Origin of the sequence: Xanthomonas fragariae, assembly GCF_900183975.1 — a bacterium.
GTDB lineage: Bacteria > Pseudomonadota > Gammaproteobacteria > Xanthomonadales > Xanthomonadaceae > Xanthomonas > Xanthomonas fragariae.
On the sequence record NZ_LT853882.1, the window covers coordinates 2,967,917 to 2,980,785 of the forward strand.

The window sequence follows — 12,869 nt, forward strand, 5'->3', positions numbered from 1 at the left end:
AGTCCCCACCATCAAGCAAACTGCCTGAGGAAGCGCACATCGTTCTCGAAGAACGCGCGCAGGTCGTTGACGCCGTAGCGCAGCATGGCGAAGCGCTCCACGCCAAGACCGAACGCGAAACCAGTGTAGCGCTCGGAGTCGACACCGACGCTGCGTAACACGTTTGGGTGCACCATGCCGCAGCCAAGTACTTCCAGCCAGCGGGTGCTGCCATCGGGCTGCTGCCAAGCGATATCCACTTCCGCGCCAGGCTCCACAAACGGGAAATAACTGGGGCGGAAACGCATTTCGAAATCGCGCTCGAAGAACGCGCGCACGAACTCGGACAAGGTGCCCTTGAGGTCGGCGAAGTTGGAATGCTCGTCCACCAGCAAGCCCTCGACCTGATGGAACATCGGCGAATGGGTCTGGTCCGAATCGGAGCGATACACCTTGCCGGCGGCGATCATGCGCAGCGGCGGTTTGTGCGTATCCATGTAACGCACCTGCACGCCGGAGGTGTGTGTCCGCAGCAGGCGGCCATCGCCGAAATAGAACGTGTCGTGCATCGCGCGCGCCGGATGGTGCGGCGGAAAATTCAAGGCTTCGAAGTTGTGCCAGTCGTCCTCGATTTCTGGGCCGTCCGACAACTCGTAACCAAGCCGCGCAAAGATCTCGACGATGCGCTCGAGCGTACGCGTGACCGGGTGCAAGCCGCCGCGCTCACTGCGACGACCCGGCAATGTGACGTCGATGCGCTCACCGGCCAGACGTGCATCCAGTGCAGCGGTTTCCAGCGTGTGTTTGCGCTCGGACAGCGCAGCGGTGAGTGCATCGCGCGACAGATTGATCGCTTCGCCAGCAGCTTTGCGCTGCTCAGCAGGCAAAGTGCTGAGCTGCTTGAGCTGGGCGGTGATGCTGCCGCTCTTGCCGAGCAATGCGACACGCAAAGCCTCCAATTGGTCCGGCGCCTGCGCGGCGGCGACATCGGCCAGCGCGCGCGCGGTCAGGGATTGAATCTCACTCATTGCACTCGCGCCTCAACTGCTCAGCCGAACGGTATTTTCCGGATGCACCGAAACCCATTGCCACCCAAATCCTGCCAGTCATCGAATCAACCGATGCCGGTTGTCTTAAATGCAAAAGGGGAAGGACTCGCGCCCTTCCCCCTGCATATCTGCGTCTCTCTCACCGAAGACCTGCACACTAGATGCTCGGTTGCTCGCGATGATCTGGCGTTTCAACAGTCCGCACATGGATGTGCGGACTCTTGCGAGGGACTCGCACCTATACGCCGTGGGGCTCTTGCAGAGGGACCTGCCCTTACGCAGCCAGCGCGCCCTTTGCTTTCTCAGCCAGCGCGGCAAAGCCGGCGGCATCGTGCACGGCGATGTCAGCCAGCACCTTACGATCCAGAGTGATGCCAGCCTTGAGCATGCCATTCATGAAACGACTGTAGCTGAGACCGTTGATGCGGGCTGCCGCATTGATGCGGGTGATCCAAAGCGCACGGAACACGCGCTTCTTCTGCTTACGACCGATGTACGCGTACTGCTGGGCCTTGATGACCGCCTGCTTGGCGACGCGGAAGACTTTACGACGGGCGTTGTAGTAGCCCTTCGCCAGATTCAAAACTTTTTTGTGGCGGCGGCGCGCCTGCACACCACGCTTTACTCGTGCCATGGTTCAGTCCTCAGAGGTAGGGAAGCATACGGTCAAGACGGCCGGCGTCCTCGGCACGGACATGATTCGTCTGCCGCAGGTTGCGCTTCCGCTTGGTCGCTTTCTTCGTGAGGATATGGCTACGGTTCGCGTGGCCGCACTTGTACTTGCCGGAGGCGGTCTTGCGGAAACGCTTGGCCGCCGCCCGGTTGGTCTTGATCTTGGGCATTGCTATGTCCTTGATGGTGTTTTGTCACTGACACGGGCGGCAATCTTGCGACTACGCTTTCCATCCTTGCCCTTGCCTGCTTGTAAGCCCTTGATCGAACACGATCTGGACAGGTCCTAGTGCCGCTTGCACGGCTCCCCGGCAAAACCGAGCCGCGCAGTATGCCCGTTGCCAGAAATTCTTGCAAATCGTTGAGCTTGCAACAGGGACGGATCCACCGGGGCCCGTCGCAGCGTCGGATCAGATCTTCTTCTTCGGCGCGATCATCATGACCATCTGCCGCCCTTCCAGGCGCGGACGGGATTCAATGACGATGTCTTCGCCCAGGTCGGCCTCGATCCGGGTCGCCATCTCGCGACCCAGCTCCTGGTGACTCATTTCACGGCCACGGAAGCGGATGTTGACCTTGACCTTGTCGCCCTCTTCCAGGAAGCGGCGCATATTGCGCAGCTTGATCTGATAGTCGCCCTCGTCGGTGACCGGACGGAACTTCAGTTCCTTGATCTCGACCTGCTTAGTCTTTTTCTTGGCCTCGTTGGCCTTTTTCTGCTGCTCGAACTTGAACTTGCCGAAATCCATGATCTTGCAGACCGGCGGATCTGCCTGCGGCTGGATTTCGACCAGATCCAGGCCTTCTTCCTCAGCCTTGGCGAGCGCTTCGTCGCGCGACAACACGCCGACCATCTCACCCTCGCTGCCGATCACGCGAACGCGCGGCACACGGATTTCTTGGTTCTTGCGGTTCTGTTTGTTGTCAGGGGTACTGATATTGCAATCTCCCAGGGGAATCGAACCGGCACATCCGGATCATTATCCAGACAGGCCGGGGTTGGCCTACGCTACCTGCTCTGCCTGCAGGCGCTCGATGAAGGCCGAGACCGTCATAGTCCCAAGATCTTCTCCCGAACGCGCCCTTACGGCGACAGCGCTATTTTCCTTCTCACGGTCACCGACCACGAGCAGATATGGCACGCGTTGCAGCGTATGCTCGCGAATCTTATAACCGATCTTCTCATTGCGCAAATCGACGCTCACACGGAAGCCTTGATTTGCAAGGGTTTTCCGAACCGAGTCCACATATTCGGCCTGAGCGTCAGTGATGTTGGCGACAACGACCTGGACCGGCGCCAGCCAAGCGGGGAACGCGCCGGCGTGATGTTCGATCAAAATGCCGATGAAACGCTCCATCGACCCGACGATCGCCCGGTGCAGCATGACCGGATGTTTCTTCTGGCTGTGCTCGTCCACGTACTCGGCGCCGAGGCGGCCGGGCATCATGAAATCGACTTGCATGGTGCCCAGCTGCCAAGTACGGCCGATGGCGTCCTTGAGGTGGTATTCGATCTTGGGGCCGTAGAAGGCACCCTCGCCCGGCAGTTCCTGCCACTCCACCCCACACACGCCCAGCGCGCTTCGTAGCGCGGCTTCGGCCTTGTCCCACGTGGCGTCATCGCCCAGGCGCTTTTCCGGGCGCAGTGCGATCTTGATCTGGATGTCGTCGAAGCCGAACGCGGTGTAGACCGCCAGCGCCTGCTGATGGAACGCGGTGACTTCCGATTCGATCTGCGATTCCAGGCAGAACACGTGCCCGTCGTCCTGGGTGAAGCCGCGCACGCGCAGGATGCCGTGTAGCGCGCCGGAGGGTTCGTTGCGGTGGCAGGCGCCAAACTCGCCGTAGCGGATCGGCAGGTCGCGATAGCTGTGCAGGCCCTGATTGAACACCTGCACATGGCCGGGACAATTCATCGGCTTGACCGCGTAGGTGCGCTTCTCAGACTCGGTGAAGAACATCGCGTCCTGATAGTTGTCCCAGTGGCCGGACTTCTGCCACAAAGACACGTCCAGTATCTGCGGGCAGCGCACTTCGCCGTAGCCGCTATCGCGGTAGACCTTGCGCATGTATTGCTCGACCACCTGCCACAGCGACCAGCCCTTGGGGTGCCAGAACACTAGGCCAGGCGCCTCCTCCTGCAGATGGAACAGGTCCTGCTGCTTGCCGATGCGGCGGTGGTCGCGCTTGTCGGCTTCTTCCATGCGCAGGATGTAGGCATCCAGCTGCTTCTTGTCGGCCCAGGCGGTGCCGTATATGCGCTGCAGCTGCTCGTTCTTGGCATCGCCACGCCAGTAGGCGCCGGAAATACGGGTCAGCTTGAACGCCTTGAGGAAGCGCGTATTGGGCACGTGCGGGCCGCGGCACATGTCCACATATTCCTGGTGGTAGTACAGGCCCATCGCGGTGATGTCGTCGGGCATGTCCTCGATCAGGCGCAGCTTGTACTCCTCGCCGCGCTGGGCGAACACCTCGATCACCTCGGCGCGCGGGGTGACCTTCTTGATCACGTCGTAGTCCTGCGCGATCAACTCCTGCATACGCTGCTCAATCGCGGTCATGTCGTCCGGCGTGAATGGGCGCTCGCTGTAGATGTCGTAATAGAAGCCTTCGGCGATGACCGGGCCGATCACCATCTTGACCTCTGGGTACAACTGCTTGACCGCATGCCCTACCAGATGCGCGCAGGAGTGGCGAATGATCTCCACGCCTTCGGAGTCCTTGGCAGTGATGATGCGCAGGCTGGCGTCGTGGACGATGACGTCACTGGCATCGACCAACTCGCCGTCGACCTGGCCGGCGATGGTGGCCTTGGCCAGGCCGGCGCCGATCGACTGGGCGACCTGGATGACCGAGACGGGCGATTCGAATTCGCGACGGCTGCCGTCGGGGAGCGTGATGTTGATCATGGGCAAGAATTAAGGTCTGTGCTGGCTGCAGCTCACGGCTGCAAGGGAGATCTGCCCATTGCTAGACAGGCTCGGAAAGAGAAGATGCAAAAGGTGAGGCAACCACATCGCCACGCAGGCGCTTTGCACGCTGACGCGGGCGGAATCAGCAGTGGGAGGTGGTAGTGCTCATGTCGCACGCTGGGCCGGCGCGGGACGCGGGCCACCTTCTGGCAAGTGATCTTGGGCAGGAATGGTAAACCAATCAGCCGACTGCTGCGCGTGGCGACACGGGGCCGGCGGGCACGTGGCATGATGCCGGCCACTTGTCCTGCCGTTGCCGACCATGATTATCAAAGGTAAAGCCACCTCGCCGGATATGGCCTACCTGGCCGGCGTGTCGCACGCTTAGCATGTCGCGCGCGCGCAACGCCGAGCCGCCGGGGCCTTGCTGCTCGGCCGATTGATTTTCGTATTGATTGGTGTTGGCGGTTGCCTCACCACGCAGCGCTCGTTGATCGCGCGGCGTTTTCCAACTTGCCTCTTCGCCGCGTCGCCAGGTACAAGCCATGACGAAACCGGAGCGGCAGCTGCTGGTGAGGCGCCATGAAGCCAAAACGCACGGTGCGCAGTGGATGCTGTGGATGCTGTGGGTGCCGTCGATCGGCATCGTCAGCGGCTTGCTGGTGATGCTGTTTGCTTACCGCTTGTTGTCGCGCGAGTTGGAACGGCGCGCACGCCGGACACCAAGCCAGCCACTACCAGCGAGCGGCTGATCGAGTCGTTTGCCGCGCTCGAACGCACCTCTACCTCGCTAGAGGCGCGGGCGCGCTATTTCGGTCTGCTGCAGAACTGTCGCGATGCCGGAGAAGCGGTGGAAATCACTGCACGCACTATTGCACCGTTGATTTGCCGTGCCGCGGGCGCGGTGTGTCTGCTGTGTGCGTCGCGCGATCGCGCCGAGCAGGTGGTCGCCTGGAGCGCGATGGCCGACGCCGCCGACAGCGCCAGCATCGCGACGGACACCTGTTGGGCGCTGCGCGTCGTAATCGCACGCATGTGGTGACGGACGCCAGCCAGGGCGTGGTGTGTCAGCATGCTGGCGTCGATCTCCCGGCGCATGCGTGTACCGCCTGCATTCGGCTGTCCGCGCAAGGCAGGCAATTGGAAATTTGTTGGCGCTGCGCAGCGACGATCCACGCGATCTTGCCTCATCGACCGTGGCAGAGGCAGTAGCAGGGAAATTATCGCTGGCGCTGCACAACTTGTGTTTGCGGGAAACGCTGCGTCAGCAATCGATCTGCGGTCCACTAGCCGGCCTGTACAACCGCCGCAATCTTGAAGAAGCACTTAATCATGAACCGGCGCGCTGCACGCGACGGGTGCAACCGTTACCGGTGCTGATGCTGGATGTGGACCACTTCAAACAGCTCAACGATTTGCATGGACATGGCGGCGCCGACCGCGTGCTGGCAGCGATCGGCGTGTGCGCTTGAGCATCGATGACCCACCAGATGTATGCATTAACAATTATATCAAGGCATCGCCGACAGGTACGGCCATCGTCGTCGTTTGGAATCAGGCCGGCACCAGCCAGCATGCCATTGATGCGCGTGCGCACATAGGCTGCGTCGTCCGGCTCGGCGCTACTCAGCACCGCTTCGGCATGCGCCTGAAAATCGAGGTAATCGAAATCCGCATCTCCATCGGCCAACAGCTGCGGTAGTTGGTCCCGCAGCGCAGCCAGGCGCGTATCGCGTTATTTCCGGGTGGGCATGGCAAACTCCGACGGCAAGAAAGATACGGTCGTGGCAGGGGCGTCAAGGATGTGCGAAGTCCTGCTCTGCAACGCTTCATTTTCCTACCTGTTACGACGATGCGTACATGCTCAAATTTGACAATGCCCAGCCGATAATGATGTCGACCTCTACAGAACCTTTCCCGTGATCCTCCACCTGCGGCGGGATTTCCGCCTCGGCATCGTCAAGATGCTTGGACCAATCACCGCGCTATTGCTTTGCCTCTATGCGGTCTACCTGGCCATGACCGGTCAAGCGGTCGCGTGCATCATCACTGCCTCGTTGGGCCTGCTTGCGGTGTGGCGCGGCTGGCAGATGCGCAGTGCCGAACATACTGGTGCTGGAGGGGTCTGGCTGGCCTCAATCAATGTCGGCGGTTGTCTGGTGGCGTGTTGGACCGGTGGCGATGGCGCCCTGCCTTGGTTGTTCCCGGTATTGGCCACGAATTATTTTCTGTGCGAGCCACCACGTGCGGTGTTGTTGAGCTTGCCGCTGTTGACGGCATTGTTGTTTTTGCCTGGCCTGATCGTCAGTGCGGGTCAGGGTGCATCGACTGTGGCGGTAACCTTGGTGACGCTGGCGGTAGGCTACGCGTTCTCGCTGCGCATGCAGAACGACCGCGTGCATCTGGAAGAGCTGGCCTCGCTGGATGCGCTGACCGGCTTGCCTAACCGCCGCATGCTCGAACGTGCGCTCACCTACCAGATCGATCAGCGTCATCCACAAGATCGGCTCAACAGCTTGATCATTTTGGATCTGGATCATTTCAAAGAGGTCAACGATCTGTACGGGCATGCCGCAGGCGATGCGGCATTGTCGGATCTGGCGACGATCCTGCGTTTCGAAGTGCGTGAGCCGCATCAGGTCTTCCGCTTTGGCGGCGAAGAATTTGTGGTACTGCTGCGCGCTGGTTCGCTTTCGGAACTGGAGGCGGTAACCGAACGTTTGCGCAAGGTGATCCGCAATGGCCTGCGCGGTCCGGGTGGTCGTATAACCGTTTCGCTGGGTGCTGCGCGCCATGATGGCGAGACCCATTGGCAAGACTGGTTTTCGCGCGCCGATGCTGCGCTATATCTGGCCAAGAACGGCGGACGCGACAGCGCGCGGGTTGCTGACCAAGAATTTATCCGCAAATAGGTAACCTATCGATTCGAGCCGCATGGTACGCGGCGCTGGATCGAGATCACGGCCAAACGTGTAGCGTCCTGGGTGGTAAGCGATGAGTTCTGGCAGCGGGTGGAACCGCTGATTCCTGCGCGTGCAGTGGCTGACAGGGTCTACCGGTGCAGACCGATCTGCGAGGCCGTCTCGACTGGTGTTGGAGGCCATCGTCTATGTGCTGCGCACCAGCTGCCACTGGAAGGTGGCTGTCTAAGGAACGCTTCGGCAGCGCAAGCGCCATCCATAAGCGCTTGCTGGAATGGGAAGCTGCGGGCTTCTTTGAGGTGCTGTGGAAAGCGGGCCTGGCCGAGTACGACCAGATGCGGGGCATTGCTTGGCGCTGGCAGAGCGTGGACGGCGCGATGATGAAGGCGTCGCTGGCACAGCAGGCCGCGGGGCCCAACCCAACGGATCGTGGAAAAAAGCAGCAAGCGCCACCTGCTGGTGGACGGCCCGTGGCGTTCCGTTGTCGATCGTCGTGACCGGGGCCAACGCCCCTGACTGCAAGCGGCTTGATGAGGTGCTCAACGCCATTGTCGTCAAGCGCAAGAACCCGCAACACCGGCGAAGCCAACATCTGTGCGCCGACGCGGGCTATCGTGGCGCGGCACACCTTCGCACCATCCAGGACCGCGGTTACATCCCTCATGTTGTTGACCGGCGCAAGGCAGCCGACACCAAACGGCGCGATTCGAAAAACAAGGCCAGGCGCTGGGTGGTCGAGGTATCTCATAGTCGGTCGTCCCTGAAAAACCCCCTTCAAATACCAATCTCCAGCAGTGATCGGTGCACGGCGCTCAAGGATGGCCATCCCATTGCCCGGATCCAGGCACGCAAAAACGCGATCCAGCGCATCAGCCAACGCAAGTTGTAGCCGGAGCACGTGCAGCGCATCGCCTTGGGCGCTGTTGCGCCTGCAACGACGCAACCGGCAGTGGTCTTTCAAATGTCCGATCGCCGGTTCCACTGCCTAACGCCGTTTGATCCAGCGCCATTGCCGTCGCGTCAGGGTCTTGGCCTCTTCCGGCGTATGCAATGCGTCGAGTTGTCGTTTGTCTTTGGGACGTTGCGCAAGCACCTGTTGTGCGCGTTGCAACCGCACAGCGATGCGCTCGCGCACGTCGATGTCTACCTGATCGAGCTTGTGTTCGATGTCGCGCACGACTCGTCCCTGCACTGTGCGTTCAAGCGCGCCGTTAGTGTTGGCCTGCCCCGCCAGCAGCCGCAGTGGCCGGCAAGCGCGGCAAAAGCGCCTGTTCCAACGCGGCCCACGGCATCCGTCGGCTCAATTGCGCCAACGGATGACGCAGGTCGATCTGGTTCTGCAGCCGCGAACGGAACAACTCGTCGGCGCAGATGCGCTCAGCAGCAGCACGGCGTGTACGCATGGGCGGCAACGGCCAGAAACCAGACCTCAGCGTTGCGAAAACCGGCAGTTCTGGCACACCTGTGCGGCCTATAAAGCGTTGCGGTGATTGGGTATTGAGGGTTTTTCAGGAGCGGCCATTTAATTTTTTAATATTGAGTCGTCCCTGAAAAATCCCCTTCAAGCGCCAAGTGCCGTCGGTGACAGCGGCACGGTGCTCAAGGATGACCATCCCATCGCCCGCATCCAGGCACGCAAAAACGCGATCCAGCGCAGCAGCCAACGCAGGTTGTAGCCGGCGGCGCAGCCGAACACGTGCAGCGCATCGCCTTGGGCACCTTTCAGCCTGCAGCGACGCAACCTGCAGTCGTTTTTCAGATGTCTGATCACCGGCTCCACCGCCTGCCGTCGCTTGATCCAGCGCCATTGCCGTCGCGTCAGCGTCTTGGCCTTGCCGCGATGCAGGGACCTGCACGCCATCGACTTCGCGCCCGCGATAGCCCAGGTCCACGATCGCCACCGTCGGTTCTACGCTCACATCCTGCAGCAACCCGCGTGTCTGCTCCAGCTGCTCGGCCAAGGTATCGCCGTCGTACGGGTTGCCCGGGAAGCTGCGCGCACCCACGACCAATCCCTTGCAGGCGGTGACCGCAATGCCGACCTTGACGCCGAATTCGTACGCTTGACGCGCCTTGCCCTTGCCGATGCATTCCACTTCCGGGGCATGCAATGCGTACAGTTTTTGTTTGTCCTTCGGACGCTGCGTGTACAGCCGTTGCGCACGTTCCAGCCAGACAGCGATGCGCTCGCGCACGCCGGTGTTTACCTGATCGAGTTTGCGTTGGATGTCGCGCATGAGCCGTCCCAGCACTGTGCGTTGACGTCGCAGGACGCGCCGCATCTTGGCCAGTAACACCAGCTTCTTGCGTGCCACCTCCAGCAAACGGCTGTCGGTCGGATAGGCGATCGCCTTTTCCTGCACCGTGGTGTCCACGATCACCCGCGACAACTCGCGTGCGTCCACCGCCTGCATCGCATGCGCGGCGTTGATGGTGTGCGCCAGCAGCTCTTCCATCCCGGCCTCACCCAGGCGCTGCCGCCAGCGCGTCAGCGAGCTGGCATCGCACGGCAAACGCGTCTGGAACACGACCTCACCGGTGAAGAACTGCCAGTACGGATTCTCCAGCCAGCGCTCGCACACCGCTTCATCGGACAGGTCGTAGGCGTGTTTGAGGTAGAGCAAACCGGCAATCAGCCGCACCGGCAATGCCGGCCGACCGCCACCGGCCTGGGTGGCCGGCAAGCGCGATGAAAGTGCTTGCTCCAACGCCGCCCACGGCATCTGTTGGCTCAGCCGCGTCAGCGGATGACGCAGATCGATCTGGTTCTCCAGCCGCGAACGAAACAACTCATCGGCGGGTCTGTCTCGGCAGCAGGACGGCGTGTACGCATGGGCGGAAATTGCAAGAAACCAGCCTTCAGCGTAGCGAACACTGGTAGTTTTGGCACGCCGGTGCAGACATCAAGGCCTTGCGGTCGTTGGGTGGTTGGGGTTTTTCAGGGGCGACTAACTATTGACTTCGGGACATGATCCATCTCGGTTCCCATCTTTTTCAAAACGCGTCGATATCGCCCAGTGCGGTGATCAAGCGACGCGCGCGTTTGTCCGGCTTACCTTCCGGGGGGCGATAGCCAGTACGCTCGGCGACGCGCTGCAGCCGCCATTGCGAACGCGCCTCACGCGAGGCTTCGCTCTCCACGTACAGCGTCTGTGCAACCGGTGCCGGGCCGCGCACGTCGCTGAGCGCGGCGACGGTAATCTCGAAGATTTCACCGCCACGGTCGATACGCAATTGCTCACCGCTACGCAGGGTGCGCGACGGCTTGGGCCGCTGGCCGGAGACATCCACCTTGCCGTTGTCCACTGCCGTCTTGGCAAGACTGCGCGTCTTGAAGAAGCGCGCCGCCCACAGCCAGACGTCCAGCCTCACCGTCGTCGCTTGTTCTATCAATTGAGTCATCGCGTTGTGCTTGCCGTCGGTTCCAATGGGCTGCAGACCGGTGTCGTCATCGCCGCTGCATCGGCGCCTCGACGGGCTGCGTTGAGCGAGAAATATCTGGGCAACGTCGCCGGAACGCAAGCATCGCCAACGACCTGGCCCGGCCTGCCTTTCACTCTCTGGCTGACCGAAACAGGTGGATCTGCCCAGCTCATGCAGTGCCCCGCGTCATCAGAATCGCCAGGCAACAGCACGCCTCACACACTCCAATGTTAGTGTTCGCAGCTTCCGCACCACGGCCTTTCTGCGATGCCCAAATCCGCTGTCCTGACCGAAGGCCCGATCGGCAAGAATCTGCTGCTGTTCGCGATACCGATCTTGGCCGGCAATATCGCGCAATCGCTTAACGGCTCGATCAATGCGATCTGGGTAGGCCGCTACCTCGGCGAGGCTGCGCTCACCGCCGCGGCCAATGCCAACAGCATCATGTTCTTCCTGATCGGTTCGGTATTCGGCATCGGCATGGCCTCGACCATCCTGATCGGCCAAGCGATGGGCGCGCGCGACATCGCACAAGCACGCAAGGTCATGGGCACCAGCGCCAGTTTTTTCGGCGGGCTATCGGCGGTGATCGCCGTGCTCGGCTGGTTTCTGGCGCCGCATCTATTGACCGCGATGGGAACACCGCCGGCGTCGCAAACGCTGGCCGAGGATTACCTGCGGGTGATCTTCCTGGCGATGCCGCTGATCTATATGTTCGCTTTTTTGTCGGCAGCGTTGCGCGGCACCGGCGATGCACGCACGCCGTTCCGCTTTCTGCTGGTGTCGGTGGTGCTCGACATCGTCTTCAACCCGCTGCTGATCTTCGGGCTGGGCCCGTTTCCTGCGCTTGGTATCGCCGGTGCGGCCTGGGCCACGCTGCTGGCTCAGGCGGTCGCAATCGGCGGTTTGTTGCTGTATCTACGTAAACAAGGCCACGTACTATGGCTGGGGCGCCGCGAGGTGCAGCTATTCCGCATCTCCCCGACGATCCTGCGCGCGCTTATCGTCAAGGGCGTGCCGATGGGCCTGCAGATGGTGCTGATTTCGCTCGCCATGATCGCAATGATGACGCTGGTCAACGGTTTCGGCACCGACACCGCAGCCGCCTACGGTGCGGCATTTCAGCTATGGACCTATGTGCAGATGCCGGCCATGGCACTGGGCGCGGCCTGTTCGACGATGGCGGCGCAGAACGTGGGCGCGCGATTGTGGAATCGCGTGGATGCGACCGCGCGCACCGGCATTGTTGCCAACTTCTTGATGACCGGCGTGCTGATCGTGCTGTTGATCCTGTTCGATCGCTGGACGCTGGCGCTGTTTCTGCCAACTGGCAGCCCGACGCTGGAGGTCGCTCGGCATCTCAATCACATCGGCATCTGGTCGTTCCTGCTGTTTGGCGTGAACTTTGTGATTTCCGGCGTGGTGCGTGCCACCGGTGCAGTGATCCCGCCGCTTTTGATCCTAGCGTTCGGTCTGTGGGGCGTGCGCGTGCCGCTGGCGAACGCATTGATTCCTGATCTGGGGGCCGATGGCATCTGGTGGAGTCTTCCGATCAGCTCGATGTGTTCGATGCTGCTGTCGCTGGCGTATTACCGTTGGGGCGGCTGGCGCAAGGCGCGCATGCTGACCACACCAGCGCATCCTGCGGAATTGGCTGCCGCCGCCGAAGTGCCGGCGCATCCGGCATCGCTAGTTGCCGAGACCGCGCCAATGACGGAGTTGCCGCAATCTCGCCAGCGCTGACGTCGGCTGGCATTACCGAGCGGTGTACTGCCACAACAACTGAAGTCACAGTGGGCCGAAAGCAGGCGCAGGTGCCGTTTCGACCTGATCGATGCAGTGAGCAGGTGCTTTTGCAACTGATCTCTCGGCTAGGCCGGCTCGCCTGCTTGCAGAGCCGCTGCGTCGAGGTG

At 61.4% G+C, this 12,869-nt stretch carries 10 protein-coding genes and 4 pseudogenes; 4 read left to right on the forward strand and 10 right to left on the reverse strand.

The features are described from left to right. Positions 1-11: 11 nt before the first annotated feature. The 5 genes from pheS to thrS all read right to left on the reverse strand — a co-directional run bounded on the left by pheS (position 12) and on the right by thrS (position 4,609). On the reverse strand, positions 12-1,007 hold the full coding sequence (gene pheS / locus PD885_RS13715) for a phenylalanine--tRNA ligase subunit alpha (RefSeq protein ID WP_002811080.1): 996 nt from the start codon (positions 1,005-1,007) through the stop codon (positions 12-14). Between the two features lie 295 nt (positions 1,008-1,302). Further along, positions 1,303-1,662 carry a 50S ribosomal protein L20 gene (gene rplT, locus PD885_RS13720; RefSeq protein WP_002811081.1) on the reverse strand — a complete coding sequence of 120 codons (360 nt, stop codon included), beginning with the start codon at positions 1,660-1,662 and terminating at the stop codon, positions 1,303-1,305. Between the two features lie 10 nt (positions 1,663-1,672). Next, positions 1,673-1,870, reverse strand: a complete 198-nt coding sequence (rpmI, locus tag PD885_RS13725) for a 50S ribosomal protein L35 (protein ID WP_002811096.1) — start codon at positions 1,868-1,870, stop codon at positions 1,673-1,675. 240 nt (positions 1,871-2,110) lie between these two features. Next, positions 2,111-2,653, reverse strand: a complete 543-nt coding sequence (gene infC, locus PD885_RS13730) for a translation initiation factor IF-3 (protein WP_082244301.1) — start codon at positions 2,651-2,653, stop codon at positions 2,111-2,113. 51 nt (positions 2,654-2,704) lie between these two features. Continuing rightward, positions 2,705-4,609: a threonine--tRNA ligase gene (gene thrS / locus PD885_RS13735; RefSeq protein WP_002811102.1), complete on the reverse strand. Its 1,905-nt coding sequence runs from the start codon at positions 4,607-4,609 to the stop codon at positions 2,705-2,707. A 497-nt stretch (positions 4,610-5,106) separates the two neighbouring features. On the opposite strand from thrS, the pseudogene PD885_RS13745 reads away from it, so the two are divergent. Then, positions 5,107-6,072 (forward strand): annotated as a pseudogene (locus PD885_RS13745) (diguanylate cyclase); the annotation flags it as partial. 65 nt (positions 6,073-6,137) lie between these two features. On the opposite strand, the pseudogene PD885_RS13750 reads toward PD885_RS13745, so the two are convergent. Further along, positions 6,138-6,335: pseudogene (locus tag PD885_RS13750) on the reverse strand (hypothetical protein); the annotation flags it as partial. Between the two features lie 196 nt (positions 6,336-6,531). On the opposite strand from PD885_RS13750, the gene PD885_RS13755 reads away from it, so the two are divergent. Both PD885_RS13755 and PD885_RS22105 read left to right on the forward strand, forming a co-directional pair. Next, the gene (locus PD885_RS13755) at positions 6,532-7,524 is read left to right on the forward strand and encodes a GGDEF domain-containing protein (protein ID WP_088056938.1); all 993 of its coding nucleotides are present in this window, start codon (positions 6,532-6,534) and stop codon (positions 7,522-7,524) included. Between the two features lie 313 nt (positions 7,525-7,837). After that, a complete protein-coding gene (locus PD885_RS22105; RefSeq protein ID WP_231892724.1) occupies positions 7,838-8,422 on the forward strand; it encodes a transposase in 585 nt (194 codons plus the stop codon). Here the strand turns inward: PD885_RS22105 and PD885_RS21445 are convergent. The 4 genes and pseudogenes from PD885_RS21445 to PD885_RS13775 form a co-directional block, all read right to left on the reverse strand. Continuing rightward, positions 8,308-8,734 (reverse strand): annotated as a pseudogene (locus tag PD885_RS21445) (IS5-like element IS1478 family transposase); the annotation flags it as partial. The gene PD885_RS22105 and the pseudogene PD885_RS21445 overlap by 115 nt on opposite strands. Positions 8,735-8,744: 10 nt before the next feature. After that, complete coding sequence (locus PD885_RS22785) at positions 8,745-8,936, reverse strand: hypothetical protein (protein WP_002811590.1); 192 nt, start codon at positions 8,934-8,936, stop codon at positions 8,745-8,747. Positions 8,937-9,094: 158 nt separating this feature from the next. Continuing rightward, positions 9,095-10,366 (reverse strand): annotated as a pseudogene (locus PD885_RS13770) (transposase). A 161-nt stretch (positions 10,367-10,527) separates the two neighbouring features. After that, positions 10,528-10,935 (reverse strand): RNA-binding S4 domain-containing protein, encoded by a 408-nt coding sequence (locus PD885_RS13775; protein ID WP_002811195.1) that lies wholly within the window; start codon positions 10,933-10,935, stop codon positions 10,528-10,530. A gap of 288 nt (positions 10,936-11,223) precedes the next feature. On the opposite strand from PD885_RS13775, the gene PD885_RS13780 reads away from it, so the two are divergent. Continuing rightward, entirely contained in the window at positions 11,224-12,699 is a 1,476-nt protein-coding gene (locus PD885_RS13780) for an MATE family efflux transporter (RefSeq protein WP_002811197.1), read from the forward strand. The last annotated feature ends 170 nt before the right edge of the window (positions 12,700-12,869 follow it).